Raw genomic sequence first — 18,640 nt, forward strand, 5'->3', positions numbered from 1 at the left:
TTTCAAAGAGCGGGAAACGGGGCTCGAACCCGCGACCTCAACCTTGGCAAGGTTGCGCTCTACCAGCTGAGCTATTCTCGCGATTGGAGTGCAAATATATAAAATCAATTATGAATAATCCAAATCAAATTTGAATAAAATTTTTAAAATATATTTGCACTTATTTTAATTAGTTGATAGGCATTAACATATCAGCTACATCTTTTATTTTATCTTTCATCTTTTTGCGATGAACAATCATATCAACGAAGCCTTTTTCTAATAAAAATTCAGAAGTTTGGAATCCTTCTGGTAAATCTCTACCGATTGTTTCTTTGATTACACGTGGTCCAGCAAAGCCAATTAATGCACCTGGTTCTGCCATGATAACGTCTCCAATAGATCCAAAAGAAGCTGTGATTCCACCAAAAGATGGATTCGTTAAAACTGTAATGTAAGGAATGTTGTTATCTGCTAATTGAATTAATTTAGCTTCTACTTTTGCTAATTGCATTAAAGAGATCGCTGCTTCCATCATACGAGCACCACCAGATTGCGTAATGATTACGTAAGGTGTTTTGTGTTTGATAGAATAATCAATTGCACGAGCAATTTTTTCTCCCATTACAGATCCTAATGAACCACCAATAAATTTAAAGTCCATACAAGAAATTGTAATATCACGTCCATGAATTTTTCCAGTCGCATTGCGAATAGAATCAGTCATTCCCGTTTTCTTCTTAATTTCCTTTAAACGATCTTTATAGGGTTTTGTATCTGTCCAATTCAATGGGTCTTTACTTTCTACTTTAGTATCTAATTCTGTGAATTTGCTATCATCAAATAAGATATCAAAGTATTCTTGGGAACCAATTTGTACGTGATGATCATCTTCTGGACTTACATACGCATTTGCTTTTAGTTCTTCAGTTTCAATAATTTTTCCTGATGGTGTTTTATACCATAAACCTTTCTTGACGTCTTTTTTGGACTCTGTAGGTGTTGTAATATTTTTCTTGCTTCTAATAAACCAAGGCATATTCTCTGTATTTATTTGGATAGAATAATCATTCTTAATGAATGATTATTCTAATGTATTAACATTGTTTAAATCATGGAAAGCTTGGATTAATCTATCTTTGAAAGTGATTTCTCCTGCTCTTAACCATACACGTGGATCGTAATATTTCTTGTTAGGAGATTCTGGTCCTTCTGGGTTACCAATTTGTCCTTGTAAATAAGCTGCATTTTCATCAAAATATTTACGAATTCCTTCCATAAATGCGTATTGTAAATCTGTATCAATATTCATTTTGATAACACCATATCCAATTGCTTCTCTGATTTCTTCTAAAGTAGATCCAGAACCACCGTGGAATACGAAGTTTACAGCATTATGAACACCAAATTTCTCGTTGATGTATTTTTGTGAGTTATCTAAAATTTTTGGAGTTAAAACAACATTTCCTGGTTTGTAAACGCCATGTACATTACCAAATGCTGCTGCAATCCAAAAGTTATCAGAAATAGATTTTAAGTTTTCGTAAACATAAGCAACTTCTTCTGGTTGCGTGTATAATAATGAATTGTCAACATTAGAATTGTCAACACCATCTTCTTCACCTCCAGTAATACCTAATTCCATTTCCAAAGTCATTCCAACTTTAGACATTCTTTCTAAGTATTTTTTGCAAGTTTCTACGTTTTCTTCTAAAGGCTCTTCAGATAAATCTAACATGTGAGAACTAAATAAGGTTTTTCCATATTTATTGAAATGTTCTTCGTTAGCATCCATAACTCCATCAATCCAAGGTAATAATTTTTTTGCACAGTGGTCTGTGTGTAAAATTACAGTCGCTCCGTAAGCTTCAGCTAAAGTGTGGATGTGTTTTGCACCCGCGATAGCTCCTTTGATAGCAGAAAGTTGATTTTCTCCTTTTAATCCTTTTCCAGCATTAAAAGCAGCACCTCCATTAGAAAATTGAATAATAATAGGAGAGTTTACTTCAACGGCAGCTTCCATTGCTGCGTTAATTGTATCTGAACCGATAACATTACACGCTGGTAAAGCGTACTGATTTGCTTTTGCATCATTGATAATGTCTTGAACTAATGAACCGGTAGCAACACCGGCTGGAAATTTTCTGCTCATTATGTTAGTATTTTGTGAAACAAATATAAATGTTTTTTTAGAAAGGATAGTTAATTCCGAAATGTATTCTTGGTTTTAGAATATTAAAATTATCAAATTGCCAACGTTTACCTAACTCGTAAGAAGGATCGTAAATTTTGTAACCTAAATCAAATCTTACGATTGCAAACGTACCAATGTGATAACGGAAACCAAAACCAGAACCAACTCCTAATTCTTTGTAAAAATCTTTAAACTTGAATAATGTTTCTGGACGTTCCTTGCTAGTTCCCCAAATATTACCTGCGTCAAGGAAATATGCTCCTTCTAAGCTACCAAAAAGATTGAAACGATATTCGGCATTGAATAATAATTTCATACTTTCAAATTCTAAACTTTGATTTTTAGAATCTATACGTGGTTTACTTCCTGGTCCTAATGTTAATGGAGCCCATCCTCGAACATCATTTGCTCCACCAGCAGAATAACTTCTTACGAATGGTGCTGCATCTGAATTTCCATATGGTTTAATAATCCCAAATAGAAAACGACTAGCAAAACTTGAGCTAGAATTTATTTTGAATTTTCGTCGAATATCAAAATCAAATTTAACAAATTGAGAATACGGAATTCCGAAAATCAAACCAGATTGATGTCCTTCTCTGTCAGGTCCAGATTTATTAAAACTAAATAATTTATCTAAACCATGAAGTAAATTACCTGCTAATTCAATTCGAGTTTGAATAAACCAAGGATTATTTTTGGGACGAAATGCATTTTCTTGATTATATGTAAATTGATAGATAAACGAATTGATTAATACGTTTTGAGAAATATTGGCCTTTCTATACAACATATTCTCAAAATCGACATATAGTTTTGCGTTTTCACCAGTTAAAGAACTTTGAAATCCTTTGTCTGCTTCAATCGCATCTGTTAGTTCGTCGTCTGTTACATAAATTGGCGCATTTGGGTTGTATTGATAATATAAATCTTTTACTTTATCTTTTGTTTTGTTATCTGTTGTAAAAACATCATAGTAGCGATCTTTTTTTCGATTGCTAATAAATTCTGTGTTGAACAAAGATACTTTATGTTGAAACTCTGAACTCGAGATATCCATATCAAAACCAAAACCGTAAGTTGTTTTGTCCAAACCTACATTTTTTTGTGTACTTGCATTTGTTCGGATAGAAGATTCTGCAGAAAAACGTTTAGGTAGAATATTGTCTAAATTAATAGGAGTTAATAAATACGGAAACTTCAATTTTGATTCAATAGCAATTTCATACGCGTTTAAGAAAGCTTTATTCAACGAAAAGTCTTTATCAATAGAACCTAAAGTTCCTTTTAAAGTTGTTTCTAAGTTTTCTCCTCCACCAAATAAGTTTCTCGAAGTTAATGTTAAACCAGGAGAAATTGCAAAATTCATATAGCGTGATGCATAACTTTCGACAAAAAGATTTAAATCATATCTCTTTTTAGGTGTAAAATAAACGTCCACATTTAGAATAGAATCTTGTGGTGTGATATCAAAACGATGAACATTAATATTTTCTTTTTTGAAGATGTTTCGTTTCGTTTGTATCTCTTGTCGCTGACGATATAACTGTTCGGGACGAATAACAAAAGCATCTGTAAAATATTTTGGTTTGTATGTTGGTTCTTCCGAATAGAAAACATTATACCCTTTGTATTCTTTCTTTATCAATTTACTTTCGTCGTCTACTTGACTACGAACGTCTGCATATATATTTATCTTCCCAAAACGATATTGTGTAAAAGGTGTGATACTGTCAATACTCAAAGAATCTTGATCATATTTATTAATAAACATGGTAACATCAAGGCGTTTGTTACTTTTCAATGTATCAGCTTCGAAATATAAATCTTCGCCAGAATCATTAAAATCATAGTAACCTCTGTTCTTTAATAAGTCGATAACACGATCGCGTTCTTCTTCAAACTTATCGAAGTTATATTGATCTCCGGCATGTAAAACAGTTTGTTTTCCAAAAGAAGAATTTAGATATTCTTCAATTTTTTGATCAGAAATTTTTTGATCATATGTTTCAATATAAGAAGGTTCTCCCAACTTAATATCATAAATGGTTTCGGCTTTTTTACGAACAGAATCTTTGTCGTATGTAACGGCTACTTTCGAATCGAAATAACCTTTGTCATGAAACAATCGATTCAAGTTCTTTGCAGAAAATTCTGATTGTTCTTCATCCAATATAACTGGAGCCTCTCCTTGATTGTAATAAAGACGTTCTTTCCACAAGCTTTTACCAACATATTCATTCAGATTATTCTTTGTCAACAAGCTATCCAATAGTTTTTGGTTACGTACCGAAGCATCTTGTCGATAATATTCAAGAAAAGTTTGATCAAATTTCTCAGGCGACCAATTGTAAACCCATTGCCAAAGAGGAAAGAATCCTAAGAATTTCCCTGCAGGCTTTTGTTTCACATAATCACTTAAATCCTTGTCGATTATAGCTTTCTTCTTCTTAATATCTGTATCGTCTTTGTCATAGACAAATTTGTTCTTTACAAACAAATATTCTCCTTCAGGAACTTTTTTAGTTGTGCTACAGCTATAAAAAAGTAATCCCAAACAAGAGATAAGTGTTATATTTGTTGTAATTTTTTTTTGCATAAATATGTTATCAAATAACGTTATTAAGATAATAACTTCTCTAGGTTCTAAAAAATATAGACAAAAGTATAATTTGTTTGTCGTAGAAGGTGTTAAAAATATCGGGGAAGTTATAAAAAGTTCTATAAATATTAAAGAATTATTTATAATTGAAGACTATTGGCCAGAAGCTACACATATAAAAAAGACCATAATCGAAGAAAAAGACTTGAAAAAGATCAGTTTCTTAACTACGCCAAATGTAGGTCTTGCACTTTGTGAATTACCAAATTATGAGGAAAATATCCAGTTGAATGGATTGTCAATTGCTTTGGATGATATTCGAGATCCAGGTAATTTAGGTACAATTATCCGCTTAGCAGATTGGTTTGGTGTAGAGGATATTCTATGTAGCAAAGAATCTGTAGATATGTACAACCCAAAAGTTGTGATGTCGACAATGGGATCTTTTACACGAGTGAAAGTACATTATATTGATTTGGAAAAATACTTATCTACCTATAAAGGAAACATTTTCGGAACTTTTATGGAAGGCGAATCTATTTACGACCAAACACTTCCGCAAGAAGGTATTTTGGTGATGGGAAATGAAGCGAATGGAATTACTCCAGAAATAGAAAACTTAACAACAAACAAACTAAGCATTCCTTTCTTTGGCAAAAATGGTTCGACAGAAAGTCTCAACGTAGCTGTTGCGACAAGTGTCATCTTAGGCGAGTTTAAGTCTCAATTATCTCACAAATCATAAAAAAAACTTAATGTTTATAAACGGGTAATTATTCCACAAATAAATATATACTTTAGTAGAAATAAACAATAAGATTAATAAAAAATACATGAAGTACGTAGCGGTTGTTCTTGCGTATGCAATGCTATTTATGGGAAGTTGTAGCAAGAAAAACGAACAAAAAGAGGAAGTTAGAAAGAAGGATCCTAATGCTTTACGCTATGATTCATTGGATTGGAAAGCAGATTTCAAGCCAATGAAGTACACACAAGCAGAACTTAATGACTACAGAGACAAAGTAAATACCTTTTACAATGACTTTTGGGTAGATGGAAAAGTAAGTGGAGGTCTACTGGTTGTGAAGAATGGACAAGTACTTTTAGAAAAATACCAAGGTATGGCAGACCAAAGACATAACCGTCCTATAACTGCCGAAACACCAATTCATATCGCATCTATCTCGAAGGTTTTTACATCTATGGCAATCCTTAAGCTTGTAGAAAAAGGTAAAATCAAACTAGATCAAAAAGTAAATACAATATTAGAAGGTTTTCCTTACGACGATATCACGGTACGAGATTTATTAAGTCACCGCAGTGGTTTACCAAATTATGCCAACGTGTTGTGGAATAATAAAAAGGTAATGATGGATCGTTCGAAACCAATTTCTAATCAAGATGTGTTAGATATTTTTAAAGAATTTGATGTAAAACAAATTCGACCAGCAGACAAAGGTTTTTATTACTCGAATACCAATTTCGCTTTTCTTGCTCTTATCATCGAAAAGATTATGAAAATGGATTATCCAAAAGCGATGAAATATATGATTTTTGACCCGCTTGAGATGAAAAACACCTTTGTTTTTGAGTATGATCGCGATAAAGATACAGTAGCACGTTCGTACAAATACAATGGATACGAGTGGGCTTGGGATGATTTTGACCGTACTTATGGCGATAAAAACATCTACTCAACACCAAGAGATCTATACAAATTAGATGTAGCCATGTATTCAGATGATTTCTTGCCGAAGAATATCAAGAAAGAGGCATTCAAAGGATATAGTTATGAGCAAAAAGGTTTTAAGAATTATGGACTAGGAATGCGCTTATTAGAATACGATAATGGTAAAAAACTATTGTATCATAACGGTTGGTGGCATGGGAATAATACTGTTTTTGTACACGATATAAACAATCAATTCACCGTAATTGCATTAGGAAACAAACAGAACAAAAACATATACAGTAGTTTCAAGCTTGCAGGACTTACAGGAACTTATCCATTAAAAGCACCTATTAAAGACTCATTAAAAGTACATAGATAGAAGATTTTCTAACAAAATATTCAAATAAAACAAAGGCTTTCTTTATTAAAGAAAGCCTTTGTTTGCTTAAAAGAATAATTTATTTTACTGATAATCAATACTTTTATTTTGATAATTAAATATAAAGTGTTAAATTAGAACTAATTAACAGTGAAAACAAAAAACTTATTCTTTATGGCTGTAAAATACAACGTTATTCAAAAGGCATATCCAGGAAATCCTACTGCGCCTAAAAAGTTCTATGCAAATTCTATTGCCGATGGAGAAGTATCTCTTCGAAATTTAAGTAAAGAAATTGCGCAAACCTCATCTGTTAGTGAGAGTGATGTCTATGCAACATTGATAGATTTAGCCAAAATGTTATCTAAACATTTATCTAATGGTAAAATCGTTCGATTTGGTGATTTTGGTTCATTTCAAATAAGTATAAGTAGTGAAGGAATGGATTCGCAGAGCAAAGTAAATGCTTCCTCTATAAAAAGTGCTAAAATACTTTTTAGACCAGGCATTGATTTAAAAGATACTTTAGCAACTTTAAAATTTGAAAAAAAGAAATAAATATAATGTTTTTTTTCAGACTTCTAATTGAAGTTAACAAAAACGTCAAGTAGTTTTTATTAAAACCACTTGACGTTTTGTTTAAAACCTCCCTATCTTTTGTATAAAACGTAGGGAGGTTTTATAAAATAGATTAATTGATTTTTTCTAATTCACATATATAATTATTATAATCAATCATTTCTATATAAATAACTTCTCCTTTTGTATTATATTTTAAATTATAAGATACTGAATTAATTAAATTGTAAACATGACTAAGATTTAAAAAGGATTCGACTAAAAATACTGGGTAATCTTTATCAGAATAAATAATATGTACATCAAAATTACCTGGTTGCATATCATAGGAATACTTTATTAATTGATTTTTTTCATTGAAATATTTAACAATATATCCTTCTTTAGTTTTTGATAAACGAGGTTTTATTTGTTTAGTCTTTGTTACTAATTGATCAGGAAAAAAAGTTGGGGTATATAAATCAAAGTGTTTATTATAGAATAATAAATCTAATTTTTCTTTGGATTGTATGGTATCAAAAGATTGAGTGTGTACTTCTTCTCCTATATAACATGTGTTTTTAAATATATGTTCTTGAGAGAAAAGAGTTATATATATAGGTAGAAACAATAAGAAAATGAAATATTTTTTTAACATAACTAATGATTAACCAATTTAAATATAACAAGTTATCTTAGTTAATATTGTTTGACTGAATAAAAAAGCTATTAAATAATTATATTTAACAGCTTTGTAAGTTATTGAAATCTATATTTCTTATTGCTTAATATCCATTATATCTCGTAGAACATTCCCAAAGATATTAAACCCAAGAACCAAAAACATTATCGCTAATCCTGGTAGAATTGCCAAATGTTGTTTTCCTAAAATAATATGATTATAATGTTCTTTTATAATATTTCCCCAAGACGGAGTAGGAGGTTGTGCCCCAATTCCAAGAAAACTAAGACCACTTTCTACTAAAATTGCCGAAGCAAAATTGGCAGCAGATATAACAATAATAGGTGCAACAACGTTAGGTAATATTTGATTAAAGATAATTCTAGTGTCCGAAAATCCTAATGCTTTTGCTGCCTCTACAAATTCTTTTTCTCTGTATGATAGGAATTGTCCGCGAACTACACGTGCTACTTCTACCCACATCGTTAGACCAACTGCAATAAATATCTGCCAAAAACCTTTACCAATTGCTAAGGTAATTGCAATTACCAAAAGTAGAGTAGGGATAGACCATACAACGTTTATCAACCACATAATAATGTTATCTGTTCGTCCCTTGTAATAACCTGCAAGAGCTCCCAAAGTGATTCCTACTACAAGTGAGATGAAAACAGCGATAAACCCGATAAGAAAAGAAATTCTTGTCCCAATGATTAATCTCGAATAAAAGTCTCTTCCGTAAGAATCTGTTCCAAGTAAATAGGTTTTTGTAAAGATGAAATCTTTCTCTATATCCTGCGGTTTGATGTTATGCTTAGTCCAAGTTGACAAATCTACCTTTACTGGTTCACCACTTAGTCCATTTCCTATGTATGGAATGTAAGTAATGCTTTGTCCATCTTTCTTGTAAGATGTAATACTTATTTGCTCCGAATCGATTTCTTTCCCAAATATATAGTCAGAAAAGTTGGTTTTTCCTGTATAATTAGGTAATGGGATTTCGATTGTTTTTTGCTTGTAACCTATTTGCGAATATGCAATGGTTAAGTCTTGTCTGTTTGCATTTTCTGTTTTGTCGGACGCAAAGACATAAGCAAAAATAGAGATGATTGCAGCTAATACTATTACACTAAAAGAAAGAACACCAAGGGTGTTCTTTCTTAATTTATTGAATATTATTTGTGAAAATGAACCGTTTTCTTGTTCCATTATTTAATGTCTCTTAAAACGTTAACAGCTTCGTTTAAATAAAAGTCTTTTTGCATTCCTTTGAACCAATTGTTACGTTTTGCTTTTAATACAGTATCTGTTTTTGTAGTAGCCAAATCGTTTTGATTCATTGTAAATTTGAAATTGTTTTTATACTTGTCTAATGTTTCAAATTTCTTGATTTTATCTTCGCGAGTTTTACGGAACGTTTTGTAATCTTCTAAGTTCAAAGGAATCTCTTTCACGTCTTCCATTGATTTGATGAACTTGAAACTTTCGTTCATTAAAGCTAAGTGAGCATTGTTTTCTAAACGAGCTTTACTATTGGCTTTAATCTTCGCTAAGTCGAAAGTTGATGGCCATTTTGCAATAATCAACGGTTTGATTTGATCCCAGTTCAAGGCTTCTGGACGAGAAGCTTCGCTGATGTCTTCGTAAGTGAATTGATCAACCATTGCAACATCCGACTGAACTCCTTTCAATTGTGTAGAGCCTCCGTTTACACGGTAGAATTTTTGTATCGTTAACTTAATAGCACCTAATTCATCTGTTCCTGACTGACGGTCTAAAGGCAAGATAGTTTGTACTGTACCTTTACCAAAGGTTTGTGGTGAACCCACGATAACAGCGCGACCATAGTCTTGCATTGCTGCAGCGAAAATCTCTGACGCAGATGCAGAAAGCTCGTTAACCATAACAACTAATGGCCCGTCGTATGCGATAGAAGTATCTTTGTCTTCATGAATTTTAAGCATTCCGTCTGAGCGTCTTACCTGTACAATTGGTCCTTGATTAATGAACAATCCAGAGATTTTAACAACCTCTTCTAGCGAACCACCTCCATTGTTTCTAACATCGAAAATAAGACCTTTGATGTTTTCTTTTTTCAAAATTTGGATTTCTTTCTTGATATCATCTGAAGGGTATCGACCGCCTTCTTTTCCCATAGGAGTGTAGAACTCAGGTAAATAGATGATTCCGTATTTATCTCCTTTCTCGTCTGTAATAACAGAAGAGCGAGCAAAGACTTCTTCCGATTCTATTACTTCACGAATCAAAGAGATTGTTTGTTGAGAACCGTCTTTTTTCTGAATAGTTAAGACAACTTCTGTTCCTTTTTTCCCTTTAATTAGACGAATAGCATCGCTCAAAATCATTCCAACAATGTTTTTAGCTTCACCATTTCTTCCTTGTGCAACTTTAATGATCTTGTCGCCTACTTCTAATTTATTGCTTTTCCAAGCTGGTCCGCCAACAATTAATTCTGCAATTGTTGCGTATCCTCTTTTGTCTTGTATCTTGGCTCCAATTCCTTCCATTTGTCCAGACATTTCGAACTCGAAATCTTCTTTACTTGTTGGAGAGAAATATGTTGTATGTGGATCGTATTGTTCTGTGAACGAGTTTAGATAAACGGAGAAATAGTTCTCGCGTTTTGTTTGTTTTATACGACGGAAATAATCAGAAATCAAGTCTTTTACTTCATCACGAGCGATTTTCTCTACTTCTGAAAATGGCGTGTCTTTTGTGATTTTCTTTTTTTCATCTGCCAAAGGATCTTTTGCAGGTTTTGTAGAAGAAGAGTTGTTTAATGAATCTTTCTTTTCACCTCTTAGTTCGTCTTGCATCGAAAGAATTTCTAGCATAACGTTATATTTCATGTATTTACGCCACAAATCTTTTGCACCGTTTTTATCTTTTGCATATTTTGATGTTTTGTAATCGATATTGAAATTCTCTTTTTGATTGAAATCAAAAGGTTTCGCTAAAGCCTCCATCGCATACTTTTCAGATTCAGCAATACGTTTGTATATTGTATCTACAGTAGAATTGTAGAAACTTAAGTTTTCAGATTTGTAATAATCATCTAAGTTATGGTAATCTTTTTTGAATAAATCATAATCAGATTGCAATAGAAAACGTTTGCTTGGATCGATGTTTTCTAAATATTTATTGAAAACATTTTCAGAAAATTTATCATCAATGGTAGCAGGTTTGTAATGTAGATAAGTTAGGGTGTTTCGTGTATTTTTTACGATTAATTTTTCTCTTTCTTCATCTGTATCTAACATGGGTTTGCAAAAGCAAAAAACAAGCAAACTCATTGATAAAAACGATAGTAAAACATACGTTTTTTTAATTAACATATTGCGTTGGTATTATATAAATTAATAATTTAAGATTCCTTCAAATATAAAACAAAAAGAAATTCGAAGGAAGTTTTTTACATTTGTAAAAATGATGAATAAAAGTAAGAATAAAATATGGAAAGACCGCTAATTTTAGTTACAAATGATGACGGAGTAACTGCGCCTGGAATAAGAGCGTTAATAGAGATTGCAAAGGAGTTTGGAGAAGTTTATGTTGTTGCACCAGATAGTCCACAAAGTGGAATGGGGCATGCGGTAACAATAAATTCGACTTTGTTTTGTGATGAAATAGAAGTAAATGCTGAAGTGAAAGAATATGCTTGTTCTGGAACGCCTGTGGATTGTGTGAAATTAGCCGTTTCGCAAATTTTGCCTCGAAAGCCAGATTTATGTATTTCAGGAATTAATCATGGATCGAATTCATCGGTTAATGTGATTTATTCTGGTACAATGTCGGCGGCTGTGGAAGCTGGGATTGAAGGGATTCCTGCAGTTGGTTTTTCGCTTTGTGATTTTGCTTATAATGCTGATTTTAAATCATCAGAGAAATTTATTAAAACAATTATTTCTCAAGTTCTTGAGCACAAATTACCAAAAGGAGTTGTATTGAATGTGAATATTCCTAAGCTGAAAGAATCAGAAATAAAAGGAATAAAAGTTTGTCGCCAAGCTGATGCTAAGTGGGAAGAAAAATTTGATAAACGCGAAGATCCACGTGGAAGAGTGTATTATTGGATGAGTGGAGAGTTTAAAAATCTTGATAAAGGAGAAGATACAGATGAAAAAGCTTTAGAAGAAGGTTATATTTCTGTTGTTCCTGTTCGTTATGATTTGACTGCGCATCATTTTTTACCAGATTTGAGAAATTGGGATTTGTAAGATCTTAATTTTAAGCATAAAAAAAGGACTTCAATAGAAGTCCTTTTTTTATGTTATTTATAGAAATAATTATTTTACTAATTTTTTCTCAGCATCACGATAGAACGTTTCTTTCTGATCGTTTCCTAATGTTTTGTAAGCTTGAATTAAGTTACGAATAACCTGACGGTTTTCAGGTTGAATTTCGTGCATTTTTTCAAGATAAGGAACTGCTTCTGTAAACAATGCTTTACGTTTTGCTTCGTTTGCATTGTAAATTTCTTTTTCTTTTTTAGATGTTCCTAAATTGTTGTTCATCGTTTCAACAATATCTTTGTCTGGCTGTAAAATAGCTAAAACTAAATTGTTGTAAGATTCGAAATGTTTAGGATTTAATTCAACTGCTTTTTTGAACATGTTTTTAGATTCAGCTACTTTGGAAGCATCATCTAAATATAAAACACCTAAATTATAATAGTTTTGCGCATCGTTTGGATTAATTTTAATCGCTTCTTCGATACGTTTTAACATTTTATCTGCATTTCCAGAAACTTGATAAATTCCTGTTGCAATGTTATTAATGTCTGCATCTGAAGGATATTTTGCAATAGCTTCTTCTACGATTGCATCGTATTTTTTACCATTATATAAACCATTAAGTGCTAAAACATACATGTCGCGATTGTAATCTTTTGTTTGATTAGCAGATTTACCTGTAAATCCTTTTGCTGCTAATTCTTTCAAAATAGCTAAAGATTTATCGTATTCATTCGCATTGTAAAAACAAATAGCCGCTTGGTATTTATAGATGTCTTCTTTAGTTCCTAAAGCTTCTACTAAGTTGTAAACATTTAAAAATTTTGTTCCAGCTTCAGTATATTGCTTAGCATCCATTGCTTTGTTTGCAGCTTCTAATTCTTTGTTAGCTAAATTAGAAACTTCAGATTGTAACAAGAAACCGTATTTTGGTTGTAATGTAACTTCTTTTGCTTTTGCATAGTTTCCTGCAGCTGTAGCTTTATCTAAATCGGCTTGAGAATAATAAAATTCGTCTTTTTTAGTGTCTTTATTTTTGACTTGCCAAACTTTACCGTTTTCGTATTTAGATAATTTTGCTAAATCTTGACTTGCTTTTGTAACATCACCTTTTGCTAAGTTTTCTTTTGCTGATTTGTTATATTTTTCAGCTAAAACTGTAGGTTCTGTTGTTAACTCTTCTGCGCTTGTTTGAGCAAATGATGTTGACATTGCTAAAACTAAACCTAAACTAAATAATAATTTTTTCATTGATTATTCATTATTTGGATCCTCAAGAGTTGTTTCTTCTGCTTGAGTTTCGTTGTTTTCATTTGAATTTTCTACAACAATTGGATTTCCTTCTTCATCAAGTTCTACTTCGTCTTCCAATTCTTCTTCAACTTGTACTTTTGCAATAGCTGCAATTTCGTCGTTCTTTTTCAAATTAATCAATCGAACACCTTGCGTAGCACGACCCATTACTCGAATTTCATCTAAACCAGTTCTAATTGCAACTCCAGATTTATTGATAATCATTAAATCATCTTCATCTGTTACAGCTTTTATAGCGATTAGTTTTCCAGTTTTGTCTGTAATATTAAGTGTTGTTACACCTTTACCACCACGGTTCGTTTCACGATAATCTTCGATAGAAGAACGTTTTCCGTAACCTTGTTCAGAAACAACTAATACAGTTTCTTTTTCTACATCAGTCACAACAATCATTCCGATAACTTCATTATCAGCTTGATCTCCTAAATTGATTCCTCGAACTCCAGAAGCAGTACGTCCCATAGGGCGAACTTTTTCGTCTTCAAAACGGATAGCTTTACCATATTTAGAAGCAATCATAATTTGAGATTTACCATCTGTTAATAAAGCTTCTAATAATGTATCTCCTTCACGAACAGTAATTGCATTAATACCATTTACACGAGGACGAGAATATGCTTCTAATGATGTTTTTTTGATGATACCATTTTTAGTTACCATGATTACGTAATTATTATTTACGTATTCCTCGTTCATTAAATCGTGCGTTAAGATATATGCTTTAACTTTATCGTCTGGCTCGATGTTAATTAAATTCTGAATAGCTCGACCTTTAGATGTTTTAGAGCCTTCTGGAATTTCATATACGCGCATCCAATAACATTTTCCTTTTTCTGTAAAGAATAACATGTATTGATGATTAGATGCTGAAACGATATATTCTAAGAAGTCTTCATCACGCGTTGTAGCAGCTCTGTTTCCAACTCCTCCACGAGATTGTTTTCTGTATTCAGAAAGAGGTGTACGTTTGATGTAACCCATGTGAGAAATAGTTAAAACAACTTGTTCATCAGGAATTAAATCTTCGATATTCAAATCACCACCAGCGTAGTCTATATCAGTGCGGCGTTCATCGCCATATTTTTTACGAACTTCTAATAACTCATCTTTGATAATTTGCATACGTAAATCTTCGTTTGCTAAAATATCTTTTAAATGGTTAATCATTTTCATGATTTCTTCGTACTCTTCACGAATTTTATCAATCTCAAGACCTGTTAATGTACGTAAACGTAAATCTAGAATTGCACGAGCTTGAATTTCAGATAACTCGAAAGCTTCCATTAATCCCGTACGAGCATCTTCTGGTGTTGCAGATTCGCGAATAATTTTAATTGCACGATCAAGATCATCTTGTGTTCCGATTACTTTCATGTAACCTTCTAAGATGTGTGCTCTTTCTTGTGCTTTTCTCAATTCGTATTCAGTGCGACGAATAACCACTTCGTGACGATGTTCTACGAAATGATAAATCATATCTTTCAAGTTTAATTGCTCTGGTCTACCATTTACCAAGGCAATATTATTTACACTGAAAGATGATTGTAGTTGAGTAAATTTATATAATTTATTTAATACAACGTTAGGAACCGCGTCCATTTTAAGAACATAAACGATACGCATCCCTTTACGGTCAGATTCGTCACGGATCTCAGAAATACCATCTAATTTACCATCTTTTACTAACTCCGCAGTTTTTGCAATCATGTCTGCTTTGTTTACTTGGTAAGGTATTTCTGTTGCTATAATACAATCACGACCATGTACTTCTTCGAAATTGGTTTTTGCACGTAAAACAACACGTCCACGTCCAGTTTCGAAAGCTTGTTTTACACCATCGTAACCATAAATAGTACCTCCTGTTGGGAAATCGGGTGCTTTTATATATTGTGTTAATTCGTCAATTGTAATCTCACGATTGTCCACGTAAGCAATTGTTCCATCAATAACTTCTGTTAAATTATGTGGCGCCATATTTGTCGCCATACCAACAGCAATACCCGATGCACCATTTACTAATAAATTTGGAACACGAGTAGGTAATACAGTAGGTTCTTGTATAGTATCGTCAAAGTTTAATTGAAAATCAACTGTGTCTTTATCTAAATCAGCTAATAATTCATCTGAAATCTTTTGAAGTCTAGCTTCAGTATAACGCATTGCAGCAGGTGGATCACCATCTACAGAACCGTAGTTACCTTGTCCGTCAACCAATAAGTAACGCAAAGACCAAGGTTGAGCCATACGTACCATTGTGTCGTAAACAGAACTGTCGCCATGTGGGTGAAATTTACCTAAAACTTCCCCTACAATACGTGCCGACTTTTTGTAAGAACGATTAGAAAAAACACCTAATTCATACATTCCGAATAATACTCTACGGTGTACAGGTTTTAAACCATCACGCACATCCGGAAGCGCACGAGATACGATTACCGACATCGAATAATCGATGTAAGCGGATTTCATTTCATCCTCAATATTAATTGGGATTAGTCTTTCTCCTTCAGTCATATTGTTTTGATATATAAGGTGGCTAATATACGAATTTTAAGCAAAAAAAAGACTGATAAAAGCAAGATATTTGATGTTTTATGAAAGTTTTAAGGAAACTTTTTAATCCTTTCGAAAATAATTTCATTTTGATTCGTAAAATACAATTGTTGATAAGTTTTAATTGTTATTGTTTTAATTTTCTCTTGCTTAACAAAAAAATGTTTTTATATTTGCACTTCGAAAATTACAAAGTGTAGAACGGAACGCGGTTTACTATTAATTCAGCTTTTTTTGTAATTTTCTATCAATTTGATTTTTGAATTAATAATATTAACTGTATATTTGCAACCCATTCGAGTAATGGATTAGAAACTTAGTAAAGATGAGTAAGAGAACATTTCAACCAAGTAACAGAAAAAAAAGAAACAAACACGGATTCCGTGAGCGTATGGCTTCTAAAAACGGGCGCAAAGTATTAGCTGCTCGTAGAAAGAAAGGAAGAAAAGCATTAACTGTTAGTGAAGTAAGAGCTAAAAGATAATCGCTACAATTCATAAAAAATAAGCTTGAAGGTCGTTCTTTCAAGCTTTTTTTTTACATTTGTTTTAAAGACTGTAGAAAGTATGGAAGCTAAAAATGTAATTGAGTTAAGTCAATCATCTATATATCAACGAAATCATTTAGTATTATCAGACGTTAATTTTGCACTTAACGAAGGAGAATTTGTTTACCTTATCGGGAAAACAGGAAGTGGAAAAAGTAGTTTATTAAAAGTACTTTATGGTGATTTACCATTGCAATCAGGACAAGGTTCTGTAGTTGGAATGGATTTAAAATCATTAAAAACAAGTAAAGTTCCTGATCTTAGAAGACATTTAGGAATTGTTTTTCAAGACTTCCAACTGTTAACAGATCGTACAGTAGAACAAAATTTAGCATTCGTTTTGAAAGCAACGGGCTGGAAAGATAAATCGACTATTGATAAACGTATTGATGAAGTTTTAGATGCGGTAGGAATGTTGTCTAAAAAGAAAATGATGCCGTTTCGTCTTTCGGGAGGAGAACAACAACGTGTTTCGATTGCTCGAGCATTGTTAAATCATCCTGAATTGATTTTAGCCGATGAGCCGACAGGAAATTTAGATCCAGAAACTTCAAATGATATTATGGATTTATTATTATCGGTTTCTAAACAAAATAATTGTGCGGTTTTAATGGCTACACACGATTACGAAATTATTCGTCGTTATCCAGCACGTAAAGTACGTTGTGAAGATGGAAAGTTGTTCGAAGTTCTTGAAGCAATTACAGAATAAGAAAAATTACACAATATAATTTTAAAGAAAGAGTTTACTTAATTGTAGACTCTTTTTTTTATTGTAAAATAAAACTAATGTATCAAGATAAAAAACTTCATTTTATTAGTATGGACATTCCATTTCCTCCCAATTACGGAGGTATTATTGATGTTTTTTATAAATTGAAATCATTTCATGAGCTTGGAGTTGAGGTTTATTTGCATTTATTTGGTTTTAAAGAAGATGAGAATGAAGCATTGAAAAAATATGCCAAAGAAGTTTATTTTTATCCAATCTATCAGAGATCTCATTATGTTTTTCAAAAATATCCTATTTCTGTTCGATCAAGAGAGAGCAAATTGTTGTATGAGCGAATAAAAGCTGTAAAAGCACCAATTTTTTTTGAAAGTCTAAAAACTACTTTTATTTTGAATAAATGTAATCTGAATGATTATTCAAAATATTTACGATTACACAATATCGAACAAAATTATTTTTCTGGATTAGCTGAAAGCGAAACAAATCTTGTAAAAAAATCGTTGTTCTATCTCGAAGCAAAAAAATATATTCAATACGAAAATATTATCAACATGTTTGACAATGTTTTTACGCTTTCAAAATTTGAGCAGAATTATATTCAAAAAAAATATAACAAAGGAAAATTTGTTCCTGTTTTTCATGGAAACGAATCCATTAAGTTATTAAGTGAAAAAGGAAAATTTGCGTTGTATCACGGAGATTTAAGAGCTTCGGATAACTGTAAAGCTGTCGATTTTTTAATAGAAGTTTTCAAAGAAATTGATTATCCATTTGTTATTGCTTCAGGTTCGAAAGAAGATTGGGTGAAAACTAAAATTAAAAATTATCCGAATATACAATTTGTAAAATTGAAAGATTTTGATCATTTGAAAAATCTTTTCGAAAATGCTCATCTTAATATAGCTTGGTCTTTTCAAGAATCTGGAACAAAACTAAAAGTGATAAATGCATTATTCAATAGTCGTTTTTCGATAATTAACGAAAATGTAATTGACGATGAAAAAATTAATAAACTTTGTATTAAAGTTTCCAACAAATCAGAATTGATAAAAGCAATTAACCAATATAAAGATCAACCATTTTCAGCATCAAAAGAATATAGAGAAACATTAGAATTTTATTTAAATGATAAATTGAATGCTGAAATAATTTTGAAACAAATTTTTAATTAACT

At 31.9% G+C, this 18,640-nt stretch carries 15 protein-coding genes and 1 tRNA gene; 7 read left to right on the top strand and 9 right to left on the bottom strand.

Features of this window, described 5'->3' with window-relative positions; all coding sequences use genetic code 11:
- Positions 1-8: 8 nt before the first annotated feature.
- From ACMHJW_RS05425 to ACMHJW_RS05440, 4 genes are all read right to left on the bottom strand, one after another.
- Positions 9-81 (bottom strand) — tRNA-Gly (locus ACMHJW_RS05425).
- An 88-nt stretch (positions 82-169) separates the two neighbouring features.
- Positions 170-1,018 (bottom strand): acetyl-CoA carboxylase, carboxyltransferase subunit beta, encoded by an 849-nt coding sequence (gene accD, locus ACMHJW_RS05430; protein ID WP_413532400.1) that lies wholly within the window; start codon positions 1,016-1,018, stop codon positions 170-172.
- A gap of 45 nt (positions 1,019-1,063) precedes the next feature.
- Positions 1,064-2,131: a class II fructose-bisphosphate aldolase gene (fbaA, locus tag ACMHJW_RS05435; protein WP_413532401.1), complete on the bottom strand. Its 1,068-nt coding sequence runs from the start codon at positions 2,129-2,131 to the stop codon at positions 1,064-1,066.
- A gap of 37 nt (positions 2,132-2,168) precedes the next feature.
- Complete coding sequence (locus tag ACMHJW_RS05440) at positions 2,169-4,772, bottom strand: BamA/TamA family outer membrane protein (protein ID WP_413532402.1); 2,604 nt, start codon at positions 4,770-4,772, stop codon at positions 2,169-2,171.
- A gap of 4 nt (positions 4,773-4,776) precedes the next feature.
- On the opposite strand from ACMHJW_RS05440, the gene ACMHJW_RS05445 reads away from it, so the two are divergent.
- From ACMHJW_RS05445 to ACMHJW_RS05455, 3 genes are all read left to right on the top strand, one after another.
- Positions 4,777-5,520 (top strand): TrmH family RNA methyltransferase, encoded by a 744-nt coding sequence (locus ACMHJW_RS05445; protein ID WP_413532403.1) that lies wholly within the window; start codon positions 4,777-4,779, stop codon positions 5,518-5,520.
- An 88-nt stretch (positions 5,521-5,608) separates the two neighbouring features.
- Entirely contained in the window at positions 5,609-6,826 is a 1,218-nt protein-coding gene (locus ACMHJW_RS05450) for a serine hydrolase domain-containing protein (protein ID WP_413532404.1), read from the top strand.
- Positions 6,827-7,000: 174 nt separating this feature from the next.
- Positions 7,001-7,384, top strand: a complete 384-nt coding sequence (locus tag ACMHJW_RS05455; RefSeq protein ID WP_413532405.1) for an HU family DNA-binding protein — start codon at positions 7,001-7,003, stop codon at positions 7,382-7,384.
- Positions 7,385-7,517: 133 nt separating this feature from the next.
- Here ACMHJW_RS05455 and ACMHJW_RS05460 read toward each other — a convergent pair whose 3' ends face one another.
- The 3 genes from ACMHJW_RS05460 to ACMHJW_RS05470 all read right to left on the bottom strand — a co-directional run bounded on the left by ACMHJW_RS05460 (position 7,518) and on the right by ACMHJW_RS05470 (position 11,347).
- Positions 7,518-8,042 (bottom strand): hypothetical protein, encoded by a 525-nt coding sequence (locus ACMHJW_RS05460; protein ID WP_413532406.1) that lies wholly within the window; start codon positions 8,040-8,042, stop codon positions 7,518-7,520.
- A gap of 120 nt (positions 8,043-8,162) precedes the next feature.
- Positions 8,163-9,275 carry an ABC transporter permease gene (locus ACMHJW_RS05465; RefSeq protein WP_413532407.1) on the bottom strand — a complete coding sequence of 371 codons (1,113 nt, stop codon included), beginning with the start codon at positions 9,273-9,275 and terminating at the stop codon, positions 8,163-8,165.
- Positions 9,275-11,347 carry a carboxy terminal-processing peptidase gene (locus ACMHJW_RS05470; RefSeq protein WP_413532408.1) on the bottom strand — a complete coding sequence of 691 codons (2,073 nt, stop codon included), beginning with the start codon at positions 11,345-11,347 and terminating at the stop codon, positions 9,275-9,277. Before ACMHJW_RS05470 ends, ACMHJW_RS05465 begins: the two co-directional genes overlap by 1 nt.
- Before the next feature lie 192 nt (positions 11,348-11,539).
- Here ACMHJW_RS05470 and surE point away from each other — a divergent pair, with 192 nt between their 5' ends.
- Complete coding sequence (gene surE / locus ACMHJW_RS05475) at positions 11,540-12,304, top strand: 5'/3'-nucleotidase SurE (protein WP_413532409.1); 765 nt, start codon at positions 11,540-11,542, stop codon at positions 12,302-12,304.
- Between the two features lie 69 nt (positions 12,305-12,373).
- Here surE and ACMHJW_RS05480 read toward each other — a convergent pair whose 3' ends face one another.
- Positions 12,374-13,570 carry a tetratricopeptide repeat protein gene (locus tag ACMHJW_RS05480; RefSeq protein ID WP_413532410.1) on the bottom strand — a complete coding sequence of 399 codons (1,197 nt, stop codon included), beginning with the start codon at positions 13,568-13,570 and terminating at the stop codon, positions 12,374-12,376.
- Positions 13,571-13,573: 3 nt separating this feature from the next.
- Positions 13,574-16,147, bottom strand: coding sequence for a DNA gyrase subunit A (gene gyrA, locus ACMHJW_RS05485; RefSeq protein ID WP_413532411.1), 2,574 nt, complete (start codon positions 16,145-16,147; stop codon positions 13,574-13,576).
- A gap of 364 nt (positions 16,148-16,511) precedes the next feature.
- On the opposite strand from gyrA, the gene rpmH reads away from it, so the two are divergent.
- The 3 genes from rpmH (at position 16,512) to ACMHJW_RS05500 (ending at position 18,638) form a co-directional block, all read left to right on the top strand.
- Entirely contained in the window at positions 16,512-16,670 is a 159-nt protein-coding gene (gene rpmH / locus ACMHJW_RS05490) for a 50S ribosomal protein L34 (RefSeq protein WP_019974979.1), read from the top strand.
- Between the two features lie 82 nt (positions 16,671-16,752).
- Positions 16,753-17,445, top strand: a complete 693-nt coding sequence (locus ACMHJW_RS05495; protein WP_413532412.1) for a cell division ATP-binding protein FtsE — start codon at positions 16,753-16,755, stop codon at positions 17,443-17,445.
- Positions 17,446-17,522: 77 nt separating this feature from the next.
- Positions 17,523-18,638, top strand: a complete 1,116-nt coding sequence (locus tag ACMHJW_RS05500) for a glycosyltransferase (protein ID WP_413532413.1) — start codon at positions 17,523-17,525, stop codon at positions 18,636-18,638.
- The last annotated feature ends 2 nt before the right edge of the window (positions 18,639-18,640 follow it).

This window comes from Empedobacter brevis (genome assembly GCF_965118635.1).
GTDB classification, from domain to species: Bacteria; Bacteroidota; Bacteroidia; order Flavobacteriales; family Weeksellaceae; genus Empedobacter; species Empedobacter brevis_A.